Annotated in this window: 25 protein-coding genes and 1 tRNA gene; 15 read left to right on the forward strand and 11 right to left on the reverse strand. The window is 37.6% G+C overall.

Annotated features, from left to right (window positions below):
* Positions 1 to 108: 108 nt before the first annotated feature.
* Positions 109 to 2,427: an ATP-dependent helicase gene (locus AC2YJL_RS18990; protein WP_195695338.1), complete on the reverse strand. Its 2,319-nt coding sequence runs from the start codon at positions 2,425 to 2,427 to the stop codon at positions 109 to 111.
* A 373-nt stretch (positions 2,428 to 2,800) separates the two neighbouring features.
* Between AC2YJL_RS18990 and AC2YJL_RS18995 the strand changes: the two genes are divergently transcribed.
* Positions 2,801 to 3,052, forward strand: coding sequence for a hypothetical protein (locus AC2YJL_RS18995; protein WP_195695337.1), 252 nt, complete (start codon positions 2,801 to 2,803; stop codon positions 3,050 to 3,052).
* 76 nt (positions 3,053 to 3,128) lie between these two features.
* Here the strand turns inward: AC2YJL_RS18995 and AC2YJL_RS19000 are convergent, their stop codons facing one another.
* The 5 genes from AC2YJL_RS19000 to AC2YJL_RS19020 all read right to left on the reverse strand — a co-directional run bounded on the left by AC2YJL_RS19000 (position 3,129) and on the right by AC2YJL_RS19020 (position 6,205).
* Positions 3,129 to 3,806, reverse strand: a complete 678-nt coding sequence (locus tag AC2YJL_RS19000) for a DUF421 domain-containing protein (protein ID WP_195695336.1) — start codon at positions 3,804 to 3,806, stop codon at positions 3,129 to 3,131.
* Between the two features lie 89 nt (positions 3,807 to 3,895).
* Positions 3,896 to 4,330, reverse strand: a complete 435-nt coding sequence (locus AC2YJL_RS19005) for a GNAT family N-acetyltransferase (protein ID WP_195695335.1) — start codon at positions 4,328 to 4,330, stop codon at positions 3,896 to 3,898.
* Positions 4,331 to 4,335: 5 nt separating this feature from the next.
* Positions 4,336 to 4,848, reverse strand: a complete 513-nt coding sequence (locus AC2YJL_RS19010) for a YjcG family protein (protein ID WP_013055455.1) — start codon at positions 4,846 to 4,848, stop codon at positions 4,336 to 4,338.
* Positions 4,849 to 4,930: 82 nt separating this feature from the next.
* Entirely contained in the window at positions 4,931 to 5,656 is a 726-nt protein-coding gene (locus tag AC2YJL_RS19015) for an alpha/beta hydrolase (RefSeq protein WP_013055456.1), read from the reverse strand.
* Between the two features lie 162 nt (positions 5,657 to 5,818).
* On the reverse strand, positions 5,819 to 6,205 hold the full coding sequence (locus tag AC2YJL_RS19020; RefSeq protein ID WP_029324785.1) for a hypothetical protein: 387 nt from the start codon (positions 6,203 to 6,205) through the stop codon (positions 5,819 to 5,821).
* Positions 6,206 to 6,378: 173 nt separating this feature from the next.
* Between AC2YJL_RS19020 and AC2YJL_RS19025 the strand changes: the two genes are divergently transcribed.
* Complete coding sequence (locus tag AC2YJL_RS19025; protein WP_013055458.1) at positions 6,379 to 6,915, forward strand: phosphatidylglycerophosphatase A family protein; 537 nt, start codon at positions 6,379 to 6,381, stop codon at positions 6,913 to 6,915.
* A gap of 125 nt (positions 6,916 to 7,040) precedes the next feature.
* Here the strand turns inward: AC2YJL_RS19025 and AC2YJL_RS19030 are convergent, their stop codons facing one another.
* Together AC2YJL_RS19030 and AC2YJL_RS19035 are read right to left on the reverse strand one after the other, a co-directional pair.
* On the reverse strand, positions 7,041 to 7,520 hold the full coding sequence (locus tag AC2YJL_RS19030; protein WP_025749861.1) for a GNAT family N-acetyltransferase: 480 nt from the start codon (positions 7,518 to 7,520) through the stop codon (positions 7,041 to 7,043).
* A 169-nt stretch (positions 7,521 to 7,689) separates the two neighbouring features.
* Entirely contained in the window at positions 7,690 to 8,535 is an 846-nt protein-coding gene (locus AC2YJL_RS19035) for a MurR/RpiR family transcriptional regulator (RefSeq protein WP_013055460.1), read from the reverse strand.
* 150 nt (positions 8,536 to 8,685) lie between these two features.
* Between AC2YJL_RS19035 and gnd the strand changes: the two genes are divergently transcribed.
* The 5 genes from gnd (at position 8,686) to AC2YJL_RS19060 (ending at position 15,322) form a co-directional block, all read left to right on the forward strand.
* Complete coding sequence (gnd, locus tag AC2YJL_RS19040) at positions 8,686 to 9,585, forward strand: phosphogluconate dehydrogenase (NAD(+)-dependent, decarboxylating) (protein ID WP_230931793.1); 900 nt, start codon at positions 8,686 to 8,688, stop codon at positions 9,583 to 9,585.
* A 25-nt stretch (positions 9,586 to 9,610) separates the two neighbouring features.
* Positions 9,611 to 11,152 (forward strand): gluconokinase, encoded by a 1,542-nt coding sequence (gntK, locus tag AC2YJL_RS19045; protein ID WP_487374890.1) that lies wholly within the window; start codon positions 9,611 to 9,613, stop codon positions 11,150 to 11,152.
* A gap of 278 nt (positions 11,153 to 11,430) precedes the next feature.
* Entirely contained in the window at positions 11,431 to 12,957 is a 1,527-nt protein-coding gene (locus AC2YJL_RS19050) for an NCS1 family nucleobase:cation symporter-1 (protein ID WP_195695331.1), read from the forward strand.
* Between the two features lie 270 nt (positions 12,958 to 13,227).
* On the forward strand, positions 13,228 to 14,556 hold the full coding sequence (locus AC2YJL_RS19055) for a GntT/GntP/DsdX family permease (protein ID WP_028407501.1): 1,329 nt from the start codon (positions 13,228 to 13,230) through the stop codon (positions 14,554 to 14,556).
* Between the two features lie 154 nt (positions 14,557 to 14,710).
* Positions 14,711 to 15,322, forward strand: coding sequence for a DUF1349 domain-containing protein (locus tag AC2YJL_RS19060; protein WP_028407502.1), 612 nt, complete (start codon positions 14,711 to 14,713; stop codon positions 15,320 to 15,322).
* 38 nt (positions 15,323 to 15,360) lie between these two features.
* Here AC2YJL_RS19060 and AC2YJL_RS19065 read toward each other — a convergent pair whose 3' ends face one another.
* A complete protein-coding gene (locus AC2YJL_RS19065) occupies positions 15,361 to 15,981 on the reverse strand; it encodes a YitT family protein (protein WP_230931795.1) in 621 nt (206 codons plus the stop codon).
* Positions 15,982 to 16,153: 172 nt separating this feature from the next.
* Between AC2YJL_RS19065 and AC2YJL_RS19070 the strand changes: the two genes are divergently transcribed.
* Positions 16,154 to 16,603 carry an Lrp/AsnC family transcriptional regulator gene (locus AC2YJL_RS19070; RefSeq protein WP_182006625.1) on the forward strand — a complete coding sequence of 150 codons (450 nt, stop codon included), beginning with the start codon at positions 16,154 to 16,156 and terminating at the stop codon, positions 16,601 to 16,603.
* Positions 16,604 to 16,631: 28 nt separating this feature from the next.
* Here AC2YJL_RS19070 and AC2YJL_RS19075 read toward each other — a convergent pair whose 3' ends face one another.
* Positions 16,632 to 17,387: an arylamine N-acetyltransferase family protein gene (locus AC2YJL_RS19075; protein WP_195695329.1), complete on the reverse strand. Its 756-nt coding sequence runs from the start codon at positions 17,385 to 17,387 to the stop codon at positions 16,632 to 16,634.
* A 264-nt stretch (positions 17,388 to 17,651) separates the two neighbouring features.
* Here AC2YJL_RS19075 and AC2YJL_RS19080 point away from each other — a divergent pair.
* The 3 genes from AC2YJL_RS19080 to AC2YJL_RS19090 all read left to right on the forward strand — a co-directional run bounded on the left by AC2YJL_RS19080 (position 17,652) and on the right by AC2YJL_RS19090 (position 20,031).
* Positions 17,652 to 17,723, forward strand: a tRNA-Val gene (locus tag AC2YJL_RS19080).
* Between the two features lie 168 nt (positions 17,724 to 17,891).
* Positions 17,892 to 19,337 (forward strand): DEAD/DEAH box helicase, encoded by a 1,446-nt coding sequence (locus AC2YJL_RS19085; protein ID WP_487374891.1) that lies wholly within the window; start codon positions 17,892 to 17,894, stop codon positions 19,335 to 19,337.
* Positions 19,338 to 19,401: 64 nt separating this feature from the next.
* Positions 19,402 to 20,031, forward strand: coding sequence for a copper homeostasis protein CutC (locus AC2YJL_RS19090; protein ID WP_195695327.1), 630 nt, complete (start codon positions 19,402 to 19,404; stop codon positions 20,029 to 20,031).
* 287 nt (positions 20,032 to 20,318) lie between these two features.
* On the opposite strand, the gene AC2YJL_RS19095 is transcribed toward AC2YJL_RS19090, so the two are convergent.
* Positions 20,319 to 21,710: an amino acid permease gene (locus tag AC2YJL_RS19095; RefSeq protein ID WP_074679191.1), complete on the reverse strand. Its 1,392-nt coding sequence runs from the start codon at positions 21,708 to 21,710 to the stop codon at positions 20,319 to 20,321.
* Positions 21,711 to 22,155: 445 nt separating this feature from the next.
* Here AC2YJL_RS19095 and AC2YJL_RS19100 point away from each other — a divergent pair, with 445 nt between their 5' ends.
* The 4 genes from AC2YJL_RS19100 to AC2YJL_RS19115 all read left to right on the forward strand — a co-directional run bounded on the left by AC2YJL_RS19100 (position 22,156) and on the right by AC2YJL_RS19115 (position 26,268).
* Positions 22,156 to 22,494, forward strand: a complete 339-nt coding sequence (locus AC2YJL_RS19100; protein ID WP_230931798.1) for a YflT domain-containing protein — start codon at positions 22,156 to 22,158, stop codon at positions 22,492 to 22,494.
* 258 nt (positions 22,495 to 22,752) lie between these two features.
* The gene (locus tag AC2YJL_RS19105; protein ID WP_487374892.1) at positions 22,753 to 23,475 is read left to right on the forward strand and encodes an MBL fold metallo-hydrolase; all 723 of its coding nucleotides are present in this window, start codon (positions 22,753 to 22,755) and stop codon (positions 23,473 to 23,475) included.
* Between the two features lie 4 nt (positions 23,476 to 23,479).
* Entirely contained in the window at positions 23,480 to 24,058 is a 579-nt protein-coding gene (locus AC2YJL_RS19110) for a TetR/AcrR family transcriptional regulator (protein ID WP_230931800.1), read from the forward strand.
* Positions 24,059 to 24,318: 260 nt separating this feature from the next.
* Complete coding sequence (locus tag AC2YJL_RS19115) at positions 24,319 to 26,268, forward strand: BglG family transcription antiterminator (RefSeq protein WP_195695324.1); 1,950 nt, start codon at positions 24,319 to 24,321, stop codon at positions 26,266 to 26,268.
* Positions 26,269 to 26,302 lie beyond the last annotated feature (34 nt).

The raw sequence follows: 26,302 nt of genomic DNA on the forward strand, positions 1-26,302 counted from the left end.
GCACCTGCGTTCACCATGATTATAAAAAAACGAACTATTTATCCGTTTTTGATAGATAGTTCGTTTTTCATTTTAATGAAACTACTTTTGTCCCAGCCTGTTTTTCTTTTACACTTTTTTTATAAACGACTTCAGGAATCTTGAAGGATAAGCGGTTTTACCCCTTCTAGTTTGCGGAACAGATAAATAAAGTGAATTCTGTGCACGTGTCATTGCTACATATAAAAGACGGCGTTCTTCTTGAAGCGGCACATCATCTCCGCCTCTATAAGCTTCGAGTGCATAATCATGAGGCAAACCGCCATCTACGCTACTCAGTACGTATACATGCTTATATTCAAGACCCTTTGCTCGGTGAATTGTGGTTAGCTGAATACTTTCGTTAAATTGCTTGCTTAAAGCTTTCATCTCTGTGTTCATGGCAATCATATGATCCACATGCTCTAAGAGTTCAGGTACGGTTTTGAATTTACGTGCTACAACTTTTAAATCCCGCACGTCATCCGAACCTTTTTCCATCATATTTCCTTCATTTCCGCGTTTTTTGACAAAATCATCGAATCCCATATCTTTAGAAATCGTCTCAAGTGCCAAAGAAGGAGACATTGATTTTAGCGACTTGAATAAAGGAATTACTTTCTTGAGCTTTTTTTGCTGAAACGGTTTTAAATCTTGAAGATATTCAAGTGCATCAATAAATGTACCATCATGAAGAATACTTGCTGCTTTTAAGTCATTGACTGCTGTTTTCTTTAAAAAGAGTGCGTTTACTAAATCTTGTAGCGAACTTGCGTCATTTGGATTCACGCTCAAGCGTAGAAATGAAAGTAAACTTCGAACCATGCGTCTTTTATAAAACGAATCCGCATCTTGTTCGATTGAAAATGGCAGGTTTGACTGTGATAAACGTTCAAAGATGGCGCGTGAAGAAGCGTGAGTGCGGTACAAAACCGCAAATTCAGTTGGAGAAGCCCCTTGCTTAATCTTTTCTTTCATATCCGTTACAATCATTGTTGCTTCTTCTTCTTCGTCGTATGGAAAGAAGAATGTAGGTCGCAACTCATTATCAAACTGGGCAGCCATTTCTTTTTGTCGGCGCGCTGTATTTCGTGCAATGACTTTATTAGCAGAAGAAACGATGGCGTGAGCTGAACGATAATTTTGGTTTAACGTAATAACAGTTGTATTAGCAAAATCTTTTTCAAAGTTTAAAATGAACGAAGGATCGCTTCCGCGGAAAGCGTAAATTGATTGATCATCATCTCCTACGACACACAAGTTTTTAGAGTCTTCACTTAGCATTTTCATAATTTTATATTGAACTTTATTAATATCTTGAAATTCGTCAATTAAAAAATAGCGAAACCTTTTTTGGTAACGAGTGAGTAAATCGGGATTTTGTTTTAGCATTTCATAACATCCATACAGCATGTCATCAAAATCGAATAGCTGTTTTTGCTTTTTGACTTCTTCATAGCGACGATATAAAAAGTGCACATCTTGTTCCCATTTGTCCTTTGGGCGAACATCTTGCACGCCAACAAGCGTGTTTTTCCAATAGCCGATTTGCTGAAGTGCCTGATCAAACGGAAAATCTTTTTCATCCACGTGGAGCTCTCTTGCTGCTTCTTTCACAATCTGTTCTTTTTGCCAATCCCATTTTAGCAGGCGGTCCATTTGCCACGCTTGAGGATTATGATGAACAATCATACGTAAGAAAATGCTGTGAAAAGTTCCAACTAGCATTTGACGAAGATGTAAGCCGGACATCTTTGGATATGTAGCCAATCGTTCTTTCATTTCTTTAGCTGATTTAGCCGTGAAAGTCACCAGCATAATGGATTTTGGATCAATTTGTTTTTCTTGTATCATATATGCGGTGCGAGCTGTTAATACACGCGTTTTTCCGCTTCCCGCACCAGCTAGAATAAGGAGCGGTCCTTCTGAATGTGTAACAGCTTTCCATTGGTTCGAATCTAATTCAATACCGCTCTCTTTAAATTCATTTAAATAAGGAGAGTCAGAGTGTTTAGGAACAGCTGGTTTTAAGCGAAAAGCAGGAACACTTGAAAAAGGTGCAGAAGACCTCCATGTCGCTTTCTCTTTTACAGTTGAACTTTTCTCACCAATAGCTCGTCCTTTAGGAATACGAAATCCATTGGTTTCTCTGTATTCAGCCGGATTTTCTTTTATTTGTTGCACAGCTGTTGTTTCTGATAGTCTTTCTGAACACTCTTCTCTTTCATGGGGAACTTGAGCATGATAAAAGTAAGGAGAATGCTCAATCCCCAGATATAATTTAACTGGTTCTCCGCAGTGAGCACACGTTATTTCTCCTCGGAGACTAGCTTCATATAAATATTGAAATCGGTCTCTAGCCGTTATAGCAAGGTTAAGTATCTGATTTTGATAAAGTGCACGTTGCAAAAAACATGGCCTCCTTTTCGTGAATAATCAATAGTAAATAAGAGGGAGTTAAAGCAAGAAGCCGCTCTCGTTCTACATCGATATAGATGTGTGTATACGCACAGTTTTTATTTTATAGTCAAAGTCTATCATATCAAAATCATCTTTTTTAAAAAAGAGCACGGATATTTTTGGAGGGATAGGATGTAAAAAAGGGTATATATTGAATAAGACATTACATATGTTCAAAAAAGGCGGTATAGATACAAGGTGTCAGCTGTTTTGAACAAGTCTAAAGTAGAGAGTTTAAGTGAGCTGTTTCAATGTCGATACTTCTTGAGAAAAATACTGAGGTCTCGGAGTAGAAGGTATCTTGAAAAAGAGGAGGGTTCATATGGGATATATACTGCCCGTCACGCCTTATCAATCTATTCAATATGCAAATCGCCTTCAAAAAAATAATGCTTCTTTTTCAAATCGTATTTGGCCTATTGAGGGAAAAAGCTTTGACGAAGAGTTTGAATCGCGTTCTCACTTACTGGAATTGACACCAAGTTCAGTACAAAAGCGAAAAAAACTTCAAGCAGCAGAGCGTGTATACAGCAAGCTAACAAATAAGGGCATAGTGATTGATACACGCGTATAATAGAAAAAATCGTGAGCGCAGCAGAATAAATGCGCTCACGATTTTTTCGCAAAGTAATGAACAAGTAAAAAACATCTTAGTAAGATTCAATAAAAAGTGTACTGCCCTGCTGCCATTCAGCATAAAGCACTTGTTTATAATCGGTAAATCCTTGTTTTTTTAACTGTGTCTTTAGCCAGTCTTCATCAAAGCCAGATTGAATTAAGTTCTTCAAAAGTAAACGTCCATCACTGACAAAGGCAATAGGTAAAGCAGGTTCAGAAGGAGACAGCTGCAGATCGCTTCTGGTTGGCTTAGCATAATCAGATTTTGGCAATACGCTTAGTGATCCATCTGTTTCTAAAATCGCATATTCAACTTCACGAATGGAAAATATGTCTTTTGAACGAAGCATATGAAGCAGCTGGTCGATATCTAATCGATTTTTGCTAAGTTCTTTGTACGAAATTTTTCCCTTTCGAATAATAATAGCTGGGCGTCCTTCTAAAAACAAACGCAGGCGAATGTTTTTTTGAGTAATAACTTCGGTCACATATATAAGCGCACCCCAAAATATAACGGAAAACAAAATTTTTCCTACTCCTACTTCTGAGTCGTATAATGCATTTCCTACTAACTCTCCTAATACAAGAGCAGAGATAAAATCAAAAGTGGTAAGCTGAGTGATCGTCGCTCTTCCTAACAATTTAGTTAAAATAAACAAGCAGATAAATCCGAAAAAAAGCTCTAGCGCAATTCCGATAAGTTCATCCATATTTTCACCTAATTCACATGATTAGGTATTAGTATAAGCAAAGCAAAGGTTCTTATCCTTTAAAAAAGCAAAAACACCAGGTTCAATTCCTAGTGTTTTTTACTTAGTTTCTTTACCATCTCTACATGCGGAATTCCAGCATCCATAAATTCACCTGAAACCGTTACGTAGCCTAGCTTTTTATAAAATCCTTCCGCATGCGTTTGAGCATGCAGCTTAATCTTTTCAATCTCATGCTCTGCTGCCAGCTCTTCTAACTTATCCATCAAAAGCTTCCCTACACCGTCTTTTCGATAAGAAGAAAGAACGCAGATCCGTTCGGCTTTTCCATAGTCTTCTACCATACGGAAGCGTCCCGCACCAATTGGTGCAGTTCCTTTGTATACAACTAAATGTAGGGCTTCGGAATCGTATTCATCGATTTCTTGCTCTACATCAACCTGTTGTTCTTCTATAAATACTTTTTGACGTACGAAGTAAGCATCAGAAGGATTTTGTTTGTTCGTTAGTACTTTGATGTTCACGTATCTTATCCCTTTCCAAGACGAAATGTTTCAAACACAGTCCATGTTTCATTTTCAAGCTGGTACATTAAATGAAAGCGATCCACTGTTTCTTCATGAGCGACATCTACAAGTTTCAACTGGCTATATACATCTAAGTGCTCATCATCTGAAAGGCGTTGGCCAATTGTGATATGTGGAATAAATGAATATTCAGTTGGCTGTTCGAGATTGCCTTCATGAAGTTTATTATAAAGTGACGTCAGTTCTGGCTTTTGTTCCACTTTTAAGTAAATAACGTTATTGGCTGGTGAAAATGAACTTACTTTCGTTACATTTAATGTAAATGGATTTGTTTCTTCGGCAATTTTACGCAAGTTAGCCGCAATTTCATCAATTTGGTCTTCTGTAGCTTCAAAGACTTCTTTTAATGTAAGATGAGGCGGAATTAATGAATAGTGAGAGTCATAGCGCTTTCGATAAGAATTCGCTACATCTTGCAATTTTTTAGATGGAAAAAGTACAACGCCAAATTTCATAAAAAATCCCTCCAAAGTAAGATCATAAAATATGTATAAAGCGAGCTTATTATAACAAATTTTCGAAAAATATGATATCTTTCTACTTCAACATATATTGAAGCGACCGCTTTACGTCTTTTTGCCAGTATTTCCACGTATGGTTTCCATTAAATTCTTCGTAAAAAACAGAATATCCACGCTGCTTCATTTGTTCGTGCAACAAGCGGTTAGGCTCAATAAAATTCAATATACCATCTTGTGTTGTTTTGACAGCCGTTTCTTCAGTTCCAATAACATGATACAAATCCAGAAGTGAAGGAGAAGCAAATGAGTTGACCGTTTGTAATACAGCATCGTTCACGAAGGGAGAATGCATAATTACTTTCCCGAACGTGTGAGGATACGCAATGGCCGTCAGCAGTGAAACTGTAGCAGCAAGCGAATCACCAATTAGAACACGTGATTTTCCCATTTGATATGTAGGATATGTTTTATCCAAAAATGGCACAAGTTCATGTGCTAAAAAGCGAATATAAGCATCTACTTGATTTCCTTCTGGATGATACTTATCGCGTCTGTCTTCCACGCTTTTATATGGAATTCCAACAAAAATAGTACGATCGATTTCTGACTCGTTCATTAAATCATCAATTAAACGAGGTGTCCGTCCGTACATAACATAATCTTTTCCGTCTTGGGCAATAAGTAAGGAATACTTATAGAGCGTAGAATAGTTTGACGGTAAATAGACTAGTAACGTGACATCTTCTTGCAGTGCGTCACTATAAAAAGAAATTTCTTCTAACTTCCGCTTACTTTCTGACATGAATAATCGACTCCTATGCATTTGAATGAAAGCGTTACCTTTATTGTAACACATTTTCTAATAACCGTTCTTTATTTTATTGTAACGAATTTTTTAGCGAATGACGAGAAAGAGGCATGCGTCACTAAAAAAGCGCTTCAGAATCGACTGAAGCGCTTTTGGTTAATCTAATTTTTTCATTTTTTTAAACATAGCTTTTTCTGCTTGGCTGGCTTTTTCTAGCGGCTTCTTCGTATATTCTTCTTCTTTTTCATCAATCGAAACCAATTCTGTGTCATTTTTTACATAACTTCGGATATTGCGAGCACCGAAATAGCCGTTTACATCTTCTAAAATAGGCTTGTTTTCTTTTTGATCATAAAGAGTATATGAATTCTCTTCCTTAACGATAGCGTAGTGATTCCCTGCTAAAAGAGCTACGGCTTCTTTTTCGCTTTTTCCAAACGTAGACATGAGAAACAGAACGATTAAGACGATAAAGAAAAGGGCTGTTGCGCCAATGAAAAATAATAATAAGCCTCTGCTAAATTTACTTTGTTTTTCTTCCACAGTAGACAAACCTCCTGATTAGATAATTTCATTATAGCAAGTAAATGTAATGAGCGCCTAAAGAGATATGTGACGAGTTTATGAATTCAGGTGGATGAAACAAAAAAGGTTTTTAGCGCCTCTCATCGAATTTAATATAAAGAGAGGCAACAACTTGAAAAGGAGAGAGAGACATGACAGCGAAAAAAATCCCAACGAGCAAAGAAGTAGCAAAGGCAACATTTGATTTGCTAGAAGAGCGTGGCGTAACAGTTTTGGATATTGCTGAAATTGTGTATGATTTACAGCTTCCTTATCATCCGGCTCTAACCATTCAGGAATGCGCTGAGAGCGTAGAAAGAGTACTGCAAAAAAGAGAAATTCAGCATGCGCTTCTAGTTGGAATCGAACTTGATAAGTTAGCTGAGCAAAATAAATTATCAGAACCTCTTCAAAGTATTGTAGAACAAGACGAAGGGTTGTTTGGTGTTGATGAAACGATTGCTTTAGGTGCCGTTTTAACCTATGGCAGTATCGCTGTTACGACCTTTGGCTATTTAGATAAAGTAAAAGTAGGCATTATTGAAAAGCTGGACTGTAAAAAAGAAAAAGGAGTTAATACCTTTTTAGATGATTTAGTAGCGAGCGTAGCTTCTAGTGCGGCAAGTCGTTTAGCTCACCGTCAGCGTGATGAACAAGAACAGCTGCAAGAAGGCAATCCGGCTACGTAATAAACTTCTTTTAGTATGTATATAAGCTGTGTAAATTAACACGTCGAAATGATTTAGTCTTTTATTTGAATAACGGAGGCTAGGCACGTAGGTGATACGTGTCTAGTCTCCGTTATTGGAACGATTTATGGCTGTAGTGAAGTAGTCATAAGGTAGCTTAAGTTTTTCAGCCCAAGACTTTCATAGAAAGCACGTGCTTTCTCGTTAAATGCCCATACGGTAAGTTGGAGGTCATTTGCTCCTTTTTGTACAGCCCACTGTTTCGTAGCAGAAAAAAGACTTTTTCCTACGCCATAATTTTGAAAGCCTTTCTTAACGCCAAAATATTGGATGTACGCTGTGTAGGAAAGAGGAGCTAATGTAGTGGGAGGGTTATATTTTAATTCCACAACAGACGCCCCAATAATTTGATTTCGATATTGAGCTACAAGAATATCAATGGTTGCATAATAAAGAGTAGCTTGATATTGTTCCGGAGATAAAACAGCCATCTGATTATCAAACATAGAAGGAAGCGCATTTGCGTGGAGTTCTAGTGATTCCCCTAATATTTTATTTACTTCTGTATAATCATCGAGTTTTGCAGTGCGATAGATAATCTCCATACACACTTCACCTACTTTTTAAAAGTTGTGCTTTATCATATGTAGCAACTTAGAAAATGTTAAATGAGAATTAAAACTCGAAAATTTTAAGCGAAGAACTGCACTAAACAGAGCATATATTCTATGCTCTGTTTGATGTTATAGCTGAAGAATATATAAGGGCGAAACATTAAATTCTAGTTTCAGCAATGGCATCACGTACTTTTTCAAGCGAGTGTTTAGAGGCATCTTTATTCGCAATCATTACATTAACGTACAAAGCATCAATGAGGCTTAGCTGTCCAATTCTCGAGGCAAGAGCTTCAGATCGATATTCTGTTTCTTCTGAACTCGTATAAAGAGAAACATCGACATTTTGGCTTAATGGAGATTTTGGAAAACCGGTAATACCGATCGTTTTGGCACCGTTGGCTTTTGCTGTATTTAAAATGTTCATCGTGTCTTTATTTGTTCCAGAATGAGAAATCACTACCGCTACATCCTGTTTTGTTAATTGAGAAGCGGACATAAGCTGGAAGTGGGAATCAATAAATGCAAACGTTTTAATTCCTGTTCGAACAAATTTATGAAAAGCATCCATAGCCACTACGGAAGAACCGCCCGTGCCATAAAACTGAACTTTATCCGCCTTCATAAGAAGTTTGACGGCTTTTTCAATAGCGTTGCTTTCTAGTATTTGTAATGTATTTTCAAGCGTTCGCACATTGGAGCGAAAGATTTTTTCAGCAATCGTTTTTTCATTATCCGTTTCAGCAATTTCCTCGTGAATCTGCTGAATAGGCGTCATAATTTCAGCAGCCAGCGCTATTTTCATCGCTTGATAGCCCTTGAAGCCAATTCGTTTACAAAAGCGAAAGACTGTTGCATCAGCTACATTTAAATCGTCTGCTACTTCATTAATGGTACTGTGAATAATTTGTTCCGGCTGTTCTAAAATATAATTTGCTATTTTTTTCTCTTTTTCACTGAATCTAGCATAGTGAGAACGAATTTTTCCTAAGCAATTTTGCGTCATAACTGATGTTCCTTTCCACGAATTTAGTAGTAAAAAGAGTATAGCACAAAAATATGAGTGAAAAAAATTTTCTTGTAAACGATTGCAAAATGAAAAATAATTCGTATAATGGAGGTAATGTGAAATTTTTTTTCAAAGGGAGTTTGTAAAATGAAAATTGGATTAATCGGTTTAGGAAAAATGGGATATAATTTATCATTAAATTTAATGGACAACCATCATGAAGTAGTAGCTTATGATGTAAATAAAGAAGCGGTAGAAAAACTTTCAAATGAAGGAGCAACCGGCGCCTTTACTGTTGAAGAGTTAGTTAATGAACTTCTTCCTTCACCTAAAGTTGTATGGATTATGGTTCCGGCTGGAGAAGTAACGGAAAATGTTATTACGGAACTAAAAGAACTTCTGTCAGAAGGAGATATTATAATAGATGGAGGAAACTCTAATTATAAAGAATCTGTTCGACGTGCTCATGATCTTCAGGAAAAAGGTATTTACTTCTTTGATGTAGGGACAAGCGGCGGAATGGAAGGCGCAAGAAACGGAGCGTGTACAATGATCGGTGGAGATGCGGAAGTATTCCGTACAATTGAACCGGTTTTTAATGATATTTGCGTAGAAAATGGATTTATGTACGCAGGTAAAAGCGGAAGCGGTCACTTTTTAAAAATGGTTCACAATGGTGTAGAATATGGAATGATGCAATCCATTGCTGAAGGATTTGAAGTTCTGGAAAAAAGTCAGTTTGATTTCGACTATGAAGCCGTAGCACGCGTTTGGAATAACGGATCTGTTGTTCGTTCTTGGTTGATGGAACTAACGGAAAATGCGTTTTCAAAAGATCCTAAACTAGACAGTATTAAAGGAGTCATGCAGTCTTCTGGCGAAGGGAAATGGACCGTAGAGACTGCTCTTGATCTTCAAACGGCAACTCCTGTTATTGCTTTATCGTTAATGATGCGCTATCGTTCATTAGAGGAAGATACATTTACAGGAAAAGTTGTAGCAGCACTTCGAAATGAATTCGGCGGTCACGGTGTTGTAAATAAGTAAAGTAGTAAAGTAGGGGGACAGCAGCATGAGCAAAAAATATGCAATAGGTGTAGATATCGGAACAACGAGTACAAAGTCTGTATTGTTTTCAGTAGACGGTACAGTCATTGCAAATCATGGGATTGAGTATCCATTATACTCGCCGACGCCCGCGATGGCTGAGCAAGATCCTGAAGAAATTTTTCAAGCAGTTGTACGTACAATTCAAACGGTTGTAAAAACGAGCGATGTAAAACCTGAGGATATTTTATGCGTTTCATTCAGCTCAGCTATGCACAGTGTTATTGCCGTTGATCAGCAGGGAAAACCGCTGACAAAATGTATCACGTGGGCAGATAATCGAAGTGCAGAATGGACGGAAAAAATTAAAAATGAATACAACGGTCATGAGATTTATTTGCGTACGGGTACGCCTATTCATCCTATGTCGCCGCTTTCTAAGCTAACATGGCTTTCTAATGAACAGCCTGAATTAGTGAAAGGAACACATAAGTTCATTTCGATTAAAGAATATGTATTCTTTAAGTTGTTTAACGAATATGTTATCGACTATTCGATTGCATCAGCAACGGGTTTGTTTAATCTGAAAAATCTTGCGTGGGATGAAGAAGCACTTAAAGTAGCAGGTGTTACAACCGATCAGTTATCCACTCCTGTTTCAACACTGCATCAGTTAAAAGGGTTAAACCCAGCGCTTGCAGTTGACATGAATTTACTTCCAGATACGCCTTTTATTGTAGGCGCAAGTGACGGTGTATTATCAAATTTAGGCGTAAATGCAATTGAACCAGGCGTTGTTGCTGTGACAATCGGGACAAGCGGAGCTATTCGAGCAGTGACTGACAAGCCAGTAGTCGATCCGAAAGGTCGTATTTTCTGTTATGCGTTGACAGAAGACCACTGGGTAATTGGCGGCCCTGTAAATAACGGAGGTATGATTTTTAGATGGGCTCGCGATCAGTTTGGAGCGTCCGAAGTAGAAACAGCTAAACGCCTTGGAAAAGATCCGTATGAAGTATTAACGGATATTGCAGCTTTAGTGAAACCAGGAGCGGACGGCTTATTGTTTCACCCTTACCTTTCAGGAGAGCGTGCGCCGCTTTGGGATGCAAATGCGAAAGGTTCATTCTTTGGCCTAGGTTTGCATCATAAAAAAGAACATATGATTCGTGCTGTATTAGAGGGCGTTATTTTTAACTTGTATACGGTGTTATTGGCACTTGAAGAGTTAATTGGAGAGCCTACAAAGATTCAGGCAACAGGCGGATTTGCACGTTCCGCACTTTGGCGTCAAATGATGGCAGATATTTTTAACCAAGAAGTATCCGTGCCGGAGAGTTTTGAAAGTTCATGTCTAGGAGCAGTTATCCTTGGCTTATATAGCCTTGGCGAAGTTGACTCATTAAACGTTGTTTCTGATATGGTTGGAGCGACTAATCATCATTATCCAATCAAAGAAAACAGTGAAGTATATAAAGAGTTAACGACTATCTATATTCGTTTGGCTCGCTTATTTAAAGAAGAGTACGAAAGCATTACGGCTTTTCAAAAAAAATACGTACATTAATATCCAAAATCATCGCTTGAAGCTTTCAAGCGATGATTTTTTGTGTGTTAGGTTATCTAACAATCAAAAGAGTTGACACTACACAATATATAAAAGTTACCTCAAATAATGTTACAATTTGTCCAGTGTATCCCCGTTTCGCATTAAATATAATAAGGGATAACGTTAGTATTTATCACATACTAGAAGGAATCGTCACAAACGCCTTTATATTTCAGAAAATTCAAACAAAATTTGTTTTTTGGAATGAACTTATTTTATGAAAAGGGGTTTTATGGATGAAAACACAAATTGAGCAAGATGGAATTGTGACGCTCACAGATGAGACGCACAATCAGCTGAGCGGCAGTGACCTTTGGAATGAGGATTTACGTCCGACTACGATGAAAGAGCATTCTTGGAAAGGAGTTAACTTTGCCACGCTTTGGATTGGGATGTGTCTGTGTATTCCGGCTTACACAATGGCGAGCGGAATGATGACGCTTGGAATGAACTGGTGGCAAGCAATTGGTACAATCTTTTTAGGAAATGTTATTGTTCTTATTCCTATTTTGCTTAATTCTCACGCTGGAACCAAGTTTGGCATTCCTTATCCAGTATTTGCCCGCCTGTGGTTTGGAGATAAAGGAGCACATATCCCAGCACTGGCTAGGGCCATTGTGGCTGCTGGGTGGTTTGGAATTAATACATGGATTGGAACGGAAGCAATTGATACACTTTTAAGCGCTTCGTTTTCGTCTTGGAATGGTTTAGCTGGTCATACAGCCATTGTATTTGCTCTTTTTTGGCTTTTAAATGTAGGAGTAGCATATAAAGGACCGCAAGCGATTAAAGTATTAGGAGCGATTGCTGCTCCGGTTATTGGTATTTCAGCTATTATTCTTTTTATATGGGCTTATACCAACTCGGGAGGGTGGGGCCCCATTTTATCTGCGCCTTCTAAATTTACATCAACCAGAGAATTTCTAGCCATATTTTTCCCTGCTTTAACCGGAGTCATTGCCTTTTGGGCGACGCTCGCTTTGAACATTCCTGATTTTTGTCGATATGCTAGAAGTCAGAAATCTCAAATGGTTGCGCAAACTTTTTCCTTGCCGTTGACGATGAGTATTTTTTCATTTATTGGAATTGCTGTTACCTCAGCAACAATCGTTATATTTGGAGAAGCTATTTGGGATCCAGTGGCGTTAGTAGCTAAATTCCCTCCATTTATCATTTTCTTAGGAACAATCGTTATCGTGCTTTCTTCTTTAACGATTAATGTGGGAGCAAATATTGTCGCGCCAGCCCGTGCAATTGAGAATCTGAATCCAAAGAAAATCACGTTTGCGATGGGGGCGCTAGTGACCGGTATTTTTGCTATTTTACTTCAGCCATGGTACATCATGTCTAATTTCGGGAACTATATTTTCGGCTGGCTTGGAACATACGGAGCGCTGCTTGGCCCTATAGACGGCATCGCCATTGCTGACTACTGGCTTGTAAGAAGGAGACAGATGGCATTAAAGGATTTATATGAGGTAAACGGTCGCTACAGTTATTCAACAGGTTTTAATAAAAACGGTATTTATGCATTAGTAATTGGCGTGGCCATACCCGTTTTAGGCTTACTGATTCCTGGACTGCGCTTTTTATGGGATAATGCCTGGACATTTGGTCTATTCATTTCTATCATTGTTTACACGTATCTCATGAGAGAAGATAAAAGTGTATTAGCGCCGGGGGAATATGAAGAAATAACGTTAAAAACAAGCGAAAAACCGATTATCGACAGTCAAACAGCTGATCCAACCATCACCAAATAAATAAGGTAAATCCAATCATTAACATGATTGGATTTTTTTATGTGTTAAAACTGTATGGAAGAAAATTGATAAAATTTTTTTGAGTTTTTTTATTGATTTAAGAATTTTTTTTTCATATAATTTAAGTAATAAAAAAATGAAATCGTTTTCTAAATTAATTAATGTAAACGATTTCGATAATTGGAACTTATTTTTTTAAAAATTCACAGGGTGTAGAGCTTTTTTGCTACATAGAGAAAGCGTTTACTTAAAGGGAAGGTGGAAAGCAAGATGGATGCATACTTATTAGCTATTACAGTTGCCGCAATTGTTATTGTTATTGTAGGTGTTTCAGTTTTTAAATGGCATGCGTTTATTAGTTTAACGGTTGCGAGTTTGTTTTTGGCAATTGCTTCTGGGTTATCAATGGATAAAATTGTTGGCGCTTACGAAACGGGAGTGGGCGGTGTTTTAGGCCACTTAGTAGGAATTTTAGCGCTGGGAACGATTTTAGGTAAGCTGATGGCCGATTCAGGTGCCGGCATGCAGGTAGCGGATTATTTCGTAAGAATATTCGGTGTGAAAAGACTGCCATGGGCGATGCTAGTAGCAGGTTTCATTATTGGTATTCCTGTTTTCTTCGAAGTAGGAATTTTAATTCTACTGCCTTTAGTTATTTCCATTCATAAAACAACAAAACAAAATATATTATTGATTGCTCTGCCGGTTATTGCAGGATTATCAATTGTTCACGGTCTCGTTCCTCCTCATCCAGGAGCGATGGCAGCTATTAGTATTTACGGAGCAAATACGGGAAAAGTGCTTTTATACGCATTAATCATTTCAATTCCAGCTGCAGTTATCGCTGGACCAGTTTTTGCAAAATGGGTTCACAAACGAGTGATTCCAGAAGGAGAACCTGATCTAATTCGTATTACGACAACATCAAAAGATCTTCCTGGTACAGGCGTTTCATTTTTTGTCATTTTACTGCCCGTTCTATTAATGATCTTAGCAGCTATAGCACCTGTTATTAACGGATTGCCAAGCGGCGTAGTGAAGTTTGTAGAATTAATAGGAAGTCCATTAATTGCACTTTTAATTGCTTGTTTTGCAGCGTTTTACCTGCTTGGGAAACGTCAAGGTATGACAAAAGATGTGATTAAAAAACTAACGGAAGAATGTTTGCTTCCTGTAGGATCTATTGTCTTAATTATTGGTGCAGGGGGTGGCTTCAAACAAGTATTAATCGATAGCGGAGTAGGCACAACGATTGGTCAAATGTCTGAACATCTATCTCTATCACCACTTGTACTTGCATTTTTAATTGCTGGATTAATCCGTATTGCTACAGGTTCAGCAACAGTTGCATTAACAACAGCGGCTGGTATTGTCTCACCAATCATTGAGCACATGTCCGGTGTTAACTTAGAACTGCTTGTTATCGTTACGGGTGCGGGTTCACTAATGTTCTCTCACGTTAATGATGCTGGCTTCTGGATGGTGAAGGAGTATTTAGGATTAACAGTGAAAGAAACGTTCAAAACATGGACCGTTCTGGAAACGCTTCTATCCTTTATTGCTTTTGCGGGAGCACTTATTCTAAATGCATTAATTTAAAAATAAGACTCTTTTACTCTATGTAAAAGAGTCTTATTTTTTTATGAAAGAAAAGAATTTACAAGAAAAATAATCAAAATATTTTATTTATTCGTTAAATTATGGCAAAATAGAAATAGAAGAATAATAGCTTCTAAGAAGGGAATGACAGAGAGTGAGTAATCAACTAGTATTTTTCACAAACTTTTCAGAAGGAAAATTAGATTCAGACGTTTCTTGGTATTGTCCACCAGCTCAATTTCAAATTGACACAGAAACGAATCGATTAGTGATTAAAACAGACGCTAAAACGGATTTTTGGCAGCGTACTCATTATGGCTTTGAAGCGGACAATGGACACTTTCTTTACCGTGAAGTAGAAGGCGACTTTGAAATCATGACAAAGGTGCATACATATCCAGTTAATCGCTACGATCAAGCAGGTCTCATGATTCGTGTATCAAAAGATACGTGGATCAAAACGTCAGTTGAATACAATCCCGATGGTCCTAACCAATTAGGAGCAGTCGTAACCAACCAGGGCTTCTCAGATTGGTCCAGTCAAAATTTTACTCAAAACAAATCAGCGCTTTATTTTAAAATTCAGCGTAAAAACGATGATTACACCGTTTGTTATTCAAGTGATGGAGATTCTTGGACTCAGCTCCGACTCGCTCACTTATTGAACTCAACCAAAGAACCTGTTCAAGTTGGTATTTATGCCTGTAGTCCTCAAGGAGAAGGGTATGAAGCCCAATTTGATTTTATAAAAGTAGAAAAAATGTAAATAAAAACCACGATTTAGCCGTAGCTAAATCGTGGTTTTTATTTAGAAAGCGCATTATCTAAAGGCTGTGTGGCAGAAGTGGATGTTGGTCGATTGTGTAAAGCAATCTTTTGTTTGAAGTAGCTGATAACAAAACCTGTAATCGCAATGGACATAATCGAGAAAATTCCTTTTGAAAGTCCAATTGAATACATGCTCGACAGCACGACAAGGAAATCAAATGAAAAATTCACTTTTCCAGGATCCCAACCGAATTTTCGCTGCGCGAATAACGCTAGAATATTAGCACCGCCGAGAGAAGCTCCGTTCATAAATAAAATGGATAAGCCAAGGCCGGCAATTAGTCCGCCCGTAACAGCACCCATCAGGCTAGGAAGTGTAAAAGAAGGAAGCAAGTGATCGAGTGAAGTGAGAAGCGATAGTAAAGACACTGATCCTATAGTTGTGGCGGTAAATTTCCATCCTATTTGAAAGAAGGAAAAGAGATAAAAAGGAATATTAATGAGAAAAAAGATCACCGCAAACGATAAGGGAAAGGCATATGACAAGCTAAGAGACAGACCAGCTGTTCCCCCCGTCACTACGTGAGAGTGCCGCAAGATAAGAACACCAATACTTGCAATCGTACATCCAAGAATAATCCATAAAACTTTTCGCATAAATAAACCCCTTTGTTTGTCTTTTCTGAATTTTCATTTTCAATTATCTACTTTAATGATAGGATATTAAATAAAGAAAACACATGTATAAATGAAGGAAATAATACTTGTTCTGTTATCAACTTGAATAAAGATTTTATTTATTATATTCATTTTGAAAGGAAAGGTTTGGATGGATCAAATCGATGCACAACTATTGTCTATTTTGCAAAGGGACGGACGTATGACGATTAGTGATTTATCAAAAAAGCTGGCTCTTAGCCGTCCAAGTGTATCAGAAAGGCTGCAGCGTCTTCAGGAACGAGGGGTGATCCAGCGTTTCAGCGCTACGGTGTCTCCGAAAGCTTTAGGAAGAGATACACAGCTATTTATTCAAGTAAGCGAATTAAAAAGAAAACCAGAGGAATTTGAAGACTTTATTGAGCAAAATGAAGACGTGCTTGAATGTCATCGCGTAACGGGGCCGGTTTCTTACTTTATCAAAGCAGCCGTGTCTGGAATGGATGGACTTAGAATGCTCGTGGATGAACTGATTCCTTATGGAAATGTGAATACCTCAATTATTTTAAAGTCTCCTGTAGAAAACAGGATGATTACCCCTATAAAAAAACCGGCCCCATAAGAGGCCGGTTTTTTTGTGTAAGGACATATTAATAAAATCCTTTAATAATATAAAAATGATTTTGTAAAATATCAGGTATTTCTTCTTCTGAAACGTTCCTTTTCGTCTTTTTCCCGCCATCTGTTACAGTTAGCGTTTCACCAGAGAGGGTAATGCGCCCTGTAGGGGTTGCGATCGTAACAAGACGTTTGTGTACAAACGGAGAATCAGCTGACGTTTGATTGAACTCACACATCGGAGTAAAGTCAGTCAGTTTTTTAGGAATAGTAGACACACGGTAGAGTGTTTTCCATACACTATCTTCCCATCGCTGCAAATCATACATATGCTCAGCAACGTTTGTCATACGATAAGAGCCGCTTACATCTCTTACTACTTCGCCATTTAAAGGCATTGGTTTGCGCACAGAATCTCCAAATCCAACGTCTACGATGTAAGACTGATTTTCAATCGTCACAAGGTTTGTAGCGTGACTTCCTTCAATGGTCCACGTGCCATCGGGTTTTTTGACGGTAGCTGAAGCGTAAGAGACTTCATATCCGCTTTCTTTTAACAGCCAGCCAAATAGACCGTTTAATTCGTAGCAAAATCCTCCACGTAAATTTACAATTACTTTTTGAAAAATTCGTTCTAAATCAATTACAATAGGGGTTTGAGACAGAACATCTAAGTTCTCAAAAGGAACATGAAGCATGTGTTTGTTCTGTAAAGCAGCTAAGCTTTCGTACGTTGAGCTATCCGGTTTCTTAGCTAAAAACCGACTAAAATAATAATTAATATTCATCAAATGCACCTCTTAGTAAATCATTTCTCTCTATCTTTAGCAGAACGTTCATGTAACAGCGCTTTTTCGATTGTCTCTTTGGAAGCGAATCCTTGAAGTACACGGCTGTCAATTTTTAAAGTTGGTACTTTCATCCCGTCACGCTCCTTTAGGGCATGTTTTTATTTTATCAAAAGTAAAGACGATCCTTCCAACTTGGGAACTGCGGAAAAATAGTTGACAAAATTGGATAACTCTTTCTATAATATAGTCAATACATATCACGAGCGATTAGTTCAGTGGGAGAATACATCCTTGACAGGGATGGGGTCGGGGGTTCGAATCCCTCATCGCTCATACCAAAGCCGTTTTCTTATTAATAAGAGAGCGGCTTTTCTCTTTTGTTTGACAAATCAATGCTACATTAAATCTTGAGCGCGTATAGAAGAATTAAAGTATAATGAAACATAGTGCATCAGGTCATGATAAAGATAATCACTAATTTAAAATAAATGAGGGTACAAAATGAATCAAAGAAGTTTTAGTCAATATGGTCTTAGTGACAAGGTAGCTAAGGCGCTTTCTAGCCTGCAATACAATCATCCCACGGAAGTACAAAGCAAGGTGCTCCCTATTGCACTAGAAGAAAGAGATATGGTCGTGAAGTCTCAAACAGGAAGTGGAAAAACGGCTTCCTTTGGCATTCCACTGTGTGAATTAGTTAACTGGGAAGAAAATAAGCCCCAGGCCTTAGTATTAACACCTACACGAGAGCTGGCTGCGCAGGTAAAAGAAGATATTACAAATATCGGCCGTTTTAAGCGAATTAAAGCAGCAGCTGTCTATGGGAAATCACCGTTTGCCAAGCAAAAAGTAGAATTAAAGCAAAAAACACATATTGTTGTAGGTACGCCTGGACGAGTGCTTGATCATATAGAAAAAGAAACGCTTGCATTAGAGAAAATTCGTTATTTGGTTATTGATGAAGCAGATGAAATGCTAAATATGGGTTTTATTGACCAAGTAGAAGCAATTATTCAACATCTTCCTAGTGAGCGTGTAACGATGCTTTTCTCCGCTACCCTTCCTGAAGATATTGAAGAGCTTTCTCGCAAGTATATGAAAAAGCCAGTTGATGTTGAAATCAAAGCAAATGGATTAACGACAAGTACGATTGACCATTCTGTTATATCAGTAGAAAACGAACGTAAATTTGAACTGCTGAAAGACGTAACCACAGTAGAAAACCCAGACAGCTGCATCATTTTTTGCCGCACACAAGAGCAGGTAAATACGCTGTTAGATGATTTAGATGATCTTGGGTATCCTTGTGATAAAATTCACGGGGCAATGGTACAAGAAGACCGTTTTGAGGTTATGAATGATTTCAAAAAAGGTAAATTCCGCTATTTAGTGGCGACAGATGTAGCTGCGAGAGGCATTGATATTGATAATATCACACACGTTATTAACTACGATCTTCCGTTAGAAAAAGAAAGCTACGTTCACCGTACAGGAAGAACGGGACGTGCCGGTAAAAAAGGGAATGCTATCACATTTGTAACGCCATATGAAGAGAGAATGCTATCGGAAATTGAAGAATATATCGGTTTTTCAATTCCAACATCTACTCCTCCTTCTAAAGAAGAAGTACAGCAGGCAGCATCCGCTTTTACTGAAAAAATCAATGAGCGTCCAGAAGTTAAAAAGGACAAAAGCGAGTCATTAAATAAAGACATTATGAAGCTGTATTTTAACGGAGGAAAGAAAAAGAAAATTAGAGCGGTTGATTTTGTGGGAACAATTGCGAAATTAGACGGAGTAACCGCAGACGATATTGGAATTATTACGATCCAAGAAAATGTCTCTTATGTAGAGATTTTGAATGGAAAAGGTCCAAAAGTGTTACAAGCAATGAAAAACAAAACGATTAAAGGAAAGAAATTAAAAGTTCATAAAGCGATTAAATAGCAAAAGGAAGTCCATCTTTTTAAAGATGGGCTTTATTTATAGAGTCAATAAAGGAGTTAAAAGTATGAAGTACATAAAAGAAGCCTGTGTAGAAGGGTATGAGCAGGCAAAAAAAGCAGAAAAGCTAGGAGCAGACCGCATTGAATTGTGTGACAATCTCAGTCAAGGAGGCACTACGCCAAGTTACGGCACCATTGAATATGCAAGCGAACATCTTGATACAGATATCAACGTAATTATTCGCCCAAGAAGCGGTGATTTTATATATTCCGAAGCAGAATTTCAAATTATGAAAAAAGACGTTAAAGCATGTAAAGACCTTGGAGTAAACGGAGTAGTATTCGGCATTTTAACAGAAGAAGCTGAAATCGATTACGGACGCACTAAAGAGTTAATAGCAGAAGCTCGTCCTTTAAGCATTACATTTCATATGGCATTTGATGAGATTAAAGATAAATACAAAGCCATTGATATACTTATTGAATTGGGAGCAGACCGTATTTTGACCAAAGGAGGGAAAGGGTCTGCTTTGCAAAATCTGCATATGATCCGAGAATTGATCACATATGCTGACGACCGTATTATTATTTTGCCCGGCGGAGGAATTCATGAAGGCAACGCAGAGCGGGTTATGAAAGAAACAAAAGCAGCTGAATTACACGGAACAAAAATTGTAGGAGATTTATCTCGTTAAATAAAAAGAGGCTGCTACAAAAGCATTTTAATCCAAGTGAAAAACGAACCATTAATCAATATGTTTGATTCGTGGTTCGTTTTTTTGATGGTGAATATAGTTTCATCTGTTTCGTTCCTTCTAGCAGGTGATTAGAGGGCAAGGCGAAGACTCCTGCGGGCTCAGCGGCCGCCCGCGGAAAGCGAAGCCTTGCACGAAAATCAACTGCGGTGTAATAAGCAGTCAAGCTCATGTATCTCATTTGTTCATCTTTAGGTTGGATTCATTTAGTTATGTCTCAACCTTTTTTATTTTGATGTATTTTCTTTTGCTGCTAAGCCACTCGTCATTTTGGTACGCTGAAAGAAAAAAGAACCTACGACGAGTACAGCAATTAAAAGAGTTAAAAAGAACTGCGAACGTAATGAATCAATAAATGCCATGGCAATAAAAATACTAGTGATGGCAAGGATGGTAGCGTAAGTTAAGTAAGGAAATAACCACATTTTAATTTTTAATGCTTCAGGATTTTCTTTTTCATATTTTTTTCTCATTTTAATCTGTGAAAATGCAATAACAAGATACACAAGAAGCGCTACGCCGCCTGATGCATTCACTAAAAACAAAAAGATTTTGTCCGGTGAAATGTAGTTAAAGATAACGCTAACGTACGAGATAACTGTACATGCTAATATCGCACTAACCGGCACGCCTTTTTTGTTTAATTTTGAAAAGCTTTTTGGCGCATCGCCGTTTTGAGACATGGAAAACAGCATGCGAGAACTTGTATACAGGCCAGAATTCAGACAGGAAAGAACGGCTGTTAAAATGATAAAGTTCATAATTTGAGCTGCGGCCGGTACATTCACTAATTCAAGAATAGATACAAATGGGCTTTTCATTAGGCTTGATGAATTCCATGGAAGAACCGTCACTAAAATAAAGATAGATCCTAAATAGAAAAATAAGATGCGATAAATAACGGTATTGGTCGCGATGGTAATGGCTTTTTCAGGCTGAGACGATTCACCTGCTGCGGTTGCGACAATTTCTGTTCCCATAAAGGAGAACATGACAAGGGCAATGCCTAAAAATACAGAGCTAATTCCATTCGGTAAAAATCCGCCTTTGTGTAAAAGGTTGGAAGTGCCGGGAGAATCAATTCCTGGAATGAATCCACAAATAATAGCTATACCTAAAAGTAAAAAAAGAACGATACTGACGACTTTAATGAGGGAAAACCAATATTCAAATTCTCCGAAAGATTTAACAGAGTACAGATTGGTCATCGTTAATAAAAAAGTAAGAGCCAAGCTTACTCCCCAAGACGGCAAAGACGGGAACCAGTATTGAATAATATTTGCACCTGCAATGGCTTCAACAGCAATAACGATAACCCAAAAAAACCAGTAAAGCCAGCCAATCGTGTAGCCGGCCCAAGGGCCTAATGCTTCTTTTGCATAAGTGGAAAAAGAACCGCTGGAAGGATTTGCAGTAGACATTTCGCCAAGCATTCGCATGACTAAAATAACGAGCAAGCCAGCAAATGCGTACGAAAAAATAGATCCTGGTCCAGCGGTGTTAATAAGTGATCCGCTTCCGATAAATAATCCAGCACCGATAATTCCTCCAAGAGAAATCATGGTGATGTGCCGGATCTTTAACTCTTTTTTTAACTGTGGCTGTGGATGGCTGTTCATTTATAACCTCCTATATAACCTGAATTTTTAGTTAATATGGAGAATTATAGTATGTTGTAAGACGTATGGACAGGATGTTGTTAGAGGTTCTTTCATACAAAAAGCGGATATGAATGGTTGCATTCATATCTGGCTTACTCTGACACAGACATTCATTATGCGTATAAAGTACCTGATTAGCGTCTTTTTCCTTTTTTATAATAAGCAATGCAGATGAATTTCTTATGAATGGTAGCTGAAAATAAGCTGAATGATTGTTTCAAATAAGTTAATCAAAAGAGGTATACATTCTATTAAAGGATAATGTGGAATGATATTCAAACTCTCTGCAAAGCTCTAAATGCGGGTTTTCCTTTCTGAAAACGGGTATATATAGTAGTAAGAAGTTTATTTTTTTGCTAAGTATAAAAGAAAGTTGTGCGATAGAAACAGGAGGTTATAAATAATGAAACATGTTGAAGTAGTAGAAAAAGGAGCAAACATTAACGAAGCAGTTAATCAATTTGCAGAGAAAGGTTTTGAGAAAGATGAAGTATACGTGTTTACGTATGACAAGGAAAATTCTAAAAATTTAACAGAAGTAACGGACACAAATATTATTCGACTGTCTGAAGAAGGTCCTTTACATTCAGCAGCGAGTTTATTTTTAACCAGAGAAGATGAGCTTCGAACAAAAATGGCTTCACTAGGCTTATCAAAAGACGAAACAAAAAAATATGAAGAAGAGTTAAAGAAAGGCAGTGCGATTGTAGTAGCTGCTACTGGGGAAAGAAAAGACGTTTAATTTTAATAGAGGCTATGAAAAAAGTAGTTTAGTTAAAGGAAGGTCCGAACGTGTTTGATTCTTGATGGAGAATCAAACGCGTTCGGATTTTTTTGTGGGGACTGTGTAACAAGTGATCTATACGAGCTTCTTTATCCCATTTGTTCGTCTTTAGATTTAATTAATTTCGTTATGTCTCACACTTTTTTTGTTTTTTCCAATATATGATTGATAAAACTAATGGTATTAGTTTTTATTTTGATAATAGGGGATGAAGAAATGAGAATAGTTCGTGAGAAAATGTTGTATCAACTGACGTTTTTGCCTCGCTTTTTTCCAGTAAATTGTTATTTAGTCGAAGAGAAAGACAGTCTTACATTAATTGATGCAGCTCTTCCTTACAGCGCGTCGGGTATTTTGAAAGCTGCAGATCAAATTGGAAAACCGATTACTCGAATTGTTTTTACACATACTCATGAAGATCACATCGGAGCGATTGATCATTTGAAGAAAAGTTTGCCGAATGCTTCTGTTTATATGTCGCAAAGAGATTATCGATTATTTTCAGGAGATTTCACACTCGATTCTGAAGAACCTCAAAACCCAATCCGTGGAGGAATACCAAAACTAGGAAAGGTTTCAACTAAAATTGATCATTTCATCGAAGAAGATTCTTATATAGGCTCACTTGCTCCTATTTTTACACCTGGACATACACCTGGATCTATGTCTTTTTTGGATCAGAGAACGAACGCATTGATTGCCGGAGATTCGTTCCAAGTGCGAGGAGGAATTGCGGTATCAGGTCAGTTAAAACCGCTGTTTCCGTTTCCTGCCTTTGGAACGTGGAGCAAAGAGCTAGCGCTTAAAAGTGCAGAAAAGCTACATGAACTAAACCCGTCACTTCTTGCTGTTGGACACGGAAGAATTCTTTCTCAGCAGCTAAAATTGATGGAAAAAGTAATACAACAAGCAAAAGTAAAAATAGAAAAAAGGGGATGAAGGAATGTCGCCACGACAAGGACTAGATTTCAAAAAGGTGATTCAAACAGGTGAAAATTTGGCCAATCGTGAAGGGTTTTATGCTGTTACAATTGCCTCATTAGCCAAAGAATTAAATGTTCGTCCACCGTCTTTATATAACCATATAAAAGGGTTAGAAGAGCTGCGCAAAGAACTGGCTTTAAGTGGACTGCAGCAGCTATATCATCTTTTAAAAAGTGCTGTTGAACATGCTTCTAGAGAAGACGCTGTTTATCGGCTAAGTAAAGCATACGTTTCATTTGTAAGAAAGTCTCCGGGAATATACGAAGCAACGGCAACGGTAGCAACAAGGATACAGGATGAAGAAGTACAAAAAGTATCTGATAACATTGTGTTTTTAGTGCTGGAGGTGTTGAAACCGTATCAGCTTCCGGAAAATGAAGCCCTTCATGCTGTTAGAAGTCTTCGCAGTATTTTACATGGGTTTTCTTCTTTGGAGCAGAAAGGGGGATTTGGAATGTCATTAAGCACTGATGAGACTCTAGACTTTTTAATCCGTACGTTTGCATTGGGGCTACACCGGTATAAACAGACCACATAAATCTCATTAAGGCCACTAAGCCTAATGCTTTAGTTGAAATTGAAAAAAAAGAGAAAGAATGATAGATTACAAATAAAGACATTTATTCCTATTGTTTTAGGGTTGTTACTGATGAAGCAGGCAAAACCTAAGCTGCAAGGACAGAAAAAGGTAGTTTCTGTTTGTTGCTGTTTAGGTGTTTTTTGTTTTTGTTTAAAATAACCACCCCTTTTTATTTGTTTTATAAGGGAGAAATCTTCTGAGAATGGAGAGAAGCAAACATGCTTAATTCAAGAATGATCGTCATATTAAGAGAACTAATGTCCGTACAGTCTACACTATCAACCGTTACGAGTGAATATTTAGCAACAGTAAATCAAGTATCTTCTCGAACTATTCGAACGGATATAAAACAGCTAGATGACATTTTGTCTCAGTACGGAGCTAAAATTAAATCAGCTCGTGGGACAGGATATGAACTTAGCGTTTTAGATGAAAAACAGTTCCATCACCTATTAAAAGAACTTTCGGCTAATCAATTATTTGATGCAACTTCTATTCCAACCGTTCCTGATGACCGCGTGCATTATTTAATCAAAAGGCTGCTGCTAGCAGACGAATATTTGAAGCTCGAAGATTTAGCAGACGAGTTGTATATTAGCAAGTCAACGGTTCAAAACGATTTAAGAGATGTTAAAAAACAGCTTTGTAAATATGATATTCTTTTAGAAAAACGTCCTAACTATGGCTTGAAAGCTAAAGGGGACGAAATGAAAATGAGATTCTGTATGTCTGAGTACATATTCAACCGAAAAGATAAAGAAATAGATATGGTATACAATAAAATATCTATCCTGCCCCAAGAATCAATCTTAACGATTAAAGCCCACATTTTAAATCAAATAAAACGATACAATATTATGGTTTCAGACATTGGATTAAACAATTTAATCATTCATTTAGCGATAGCTTGTAAGCGAATACAAGAAGAAAATTTTATCTCTTTGTATTCAGAAGATCTGCTTGAGATTATGGAGCATAAAGAATATGAAGTGGCAGCTGAAATTGTGCGAGAGATTGAAAATGCATTCAAGATTCGTTTTCCGAAGTCAGAAACGGCATATATCGCCATTCATTTGTTAGGTACAAAAATGCTCAACAATAGCAATCATGAAGAAAAAGAAGTGAAGCAGTTTATTGACACAAATATTTATGAATTAACTGCAGCTATATTAGAAGCAATTGAAAAAGAGCTTCATTTAGGAATTAGTGAAGATTCAGAGCTGATCCTTGGCATGAGCTTGCATTTGAAACCGGCTATCAATCGCTATAAATATGGAATGAATCTGCGAAACCCGATGCTTGAAGGAATTAAGAGTCATTACCCTCTGGCTTTTGAAGCTGGGATTATAGCTGGGAAGGTTTTGAAAAATCGCCTTGAAATCGACATGCATGAAACGGAAATTGGCTATTTAGCTTTACATATTGGAGGGGCTATTGAACGTCGAAAAATTATCAATCAGCCTAAGCGCTGTTTGATTGTATGCGCATCGGGAGTAGGGAGTGCCAAGCTATTATCATATAAGCTGCAGGCTACTTTTGGATTAAATCTGACTATTTTAGGCACAACGCAGTATTATAAGCTTCACCAAATGTCGCTGCACTCTTTAGATTTTATTGTTAGTACCATTCCAATTCCAGATCATCTTCCTGTTCCTGTAGTACAAGTAAGTACGATTCTAGGAAACAGTGATTTTAAAAAAATTGATTGTTTAATGAAGAACAAACAGCTACCTTCCTTAGAATACACAAAAAAAGAATTAGTATATTTACAGCAAGAATTTCAAACGAGAGAAGAAGTACTTCATTTTTTAGGAGAGAAATTAACTCATCTAGGACTAGTTCCTTCTCAATTTATAGAATCTGTTTTTGAAAGAGAAGCTGCATCACCAACAAGTTTTGGCAATCTCGTTGCGATTCCTCATCCTATGGTTCCTCAGACGGATACGACGTTTTGGGCCATTTGCACGTTGAAAAAACCGATTATGTGGGAAGGAAACCTCGTACAATTTATTTGCCTTTTAAGTGTAAAAGCGAATAATCAAGGCGATTTGCAGAAGATGTACAGTTTGTTAGTCCGCGTTGTGGATGATAAGCAGGTCGTGCAGCGCTTAGTAAAGTGCAAGGATTATGAGGAATTTATCGAGGTGTTTATGAAAAATATTAGATAAAAAAAGAAGTCTGAGAGAGGGACTTCTTTTTTAT

It is taken from the genome of Priestia sp. SRI_019 (genome assembly GCF_057586255.1).

Bases quoted from the DNA above. Each gene is read 5' to 3' on its own strand.
- AC2YJL_RS18995 (WP_195695337.1), top strand. From the start codon at position 2,801: ATGGGATATATACTGCCCGTCACGCCTTATCAATCTATTCAATATGCA.
- AC2YJL_RS19000 (WP_195695336.1), bottom strand. From the start codon at position 3,806: ATGGATGAACTTATCGGAATTGCGCTAGAGCTTTTTTTCGGATTTATC.
- AC2YJL_RS19010 (WP_013055455.1), bottom strand. From the start codon at position 4,848: ATGAAATTTGGCGTTGTACTTTTTCCATCTAAAAAATTGCAAGATGTA.
- AC2YJL_RS19015 (WP_013055456.1), bottom strand. From the start codon at position 5,656: ATGTCAGAAAGTAAGCGGAAGTTAGAAGAAATTTCTTTTTATAGTGAC.
- AC2YJL_RS19025 (WP_013055458.1), top strand. From the start codon at position 6,379: ATGACAGCGAAAAAAATCCCAACGAGCAAAGAAGTAGCAAAGGCAACA.
- AC2YJL_RS19030 (WP_025749861.1), bottom strand. From the start codon at position 7,520: ATGGAGATTATCTATCGCACTGCAAAACTCGATGATTATACAGAAGTA.
- AC2YJL_RS19035 (WP_013055460.1), bottom strand. From the start codon at position 8,535: ATGACGCAAAATTGCTTAGGAAAAATTCGTTCTCACTATGCTAGATTC.
- gnd (WP_230931793.1), top strand. From the start codon at position 8,686: ATGAAAATTGGATTAATCGGTTTAGGAAAAATGGGATATAATTTATCA.
- gntK (WP_487374890.1), top strand. From the start codon at position 9,611: ATGAGCAAAAAATATGCAATAGGTGTAGATATCGGAACAACGAGTACA.
- AC2YJL_RS19050 (WP_195695331.1), top strand. From the start codon at position 11,431: ATGAAAACACAAATTGAGCAAGATGGAATTGTGACGCTCACAGATGAG.
- AC2YJL_RS19055 (WP_028407501.1), top strand. From the start codon at position 13,228: ATGGATGCATACTTATTAGCTATTACAGTTGCCGCAATTGTTATTGTT.
- AC2YJL_RS19065 (WP_230931795.1), bottom strand. From the start codon at position 15,981: ATGCGAAAAGTTTTATGGATTATTCTTGGATGTACGATTGCAAGTATT.
- AC2YJL_RS19070 (WP_182006625.1), top strand. From the start codon at position 16,154: ATGGATCAAATCGATGCACAACTATTGTCTATTTTGCAAAGGGACGGA.
- AC2YJL_RS19075 (WP_195695329.1), bottom strand. From the start codon at position 17,387: ATGAATATTAATTATTATTTTAGTCGGTTTTTAGCTAAGAAACCGGAT.
- AC2YJL_RS19085 (WP_487374891.1), top strand. From the start codon at position 17,892: ATGAATCAAAGAAGTTTTAGTCAATATGGTCTTAGTGACAAGGTAGCT.
- AC2YJL_RS19090 (WP_195695327.1), top strand. From the start codon at position 19,402: ATGAAGTACATAAAAGAAGCCTGTGTAGAAGGGTATGAGCAGGCAAAA.
- AC2YJL_RS19095 (WP_074679191.1), bottom strand. From the start codon at position 21,710: ATGAACAGCCATCCACAGCCACAGTTAAAAAAAGAGTTAAAGATCCGG.
- AC2YJL_RS19100 (WP_230931798.1), top strand. From the start codon at position 22,156: ATGAAACATGTTGAAGTAGTAGAAAAAGGAGCAAACATTAACGAAGCA.
- AC2YJL_RS19105 (WP_487374892.1), top strand. From the start codon at position 22,753: ATGAGAATAGTTCGTGAGAAAATGTTGTATCAACTGACGTTTTTGCCT.
- AC2YJL_RS19110 (WP_230931800.1), top strand. From the start codon at position 23,480: ATGTCGCCACGACAAGGACTAGATTTCAAAAAGGTGATTCAAACAGGT.
- AC2YJL_RS19115 (WP_195695324.1), top strand. From the start codon at position 24,319: ATGCTTAATTCAAGAATGATCGTCATATTAAGAGAACTAATGTCCGTA.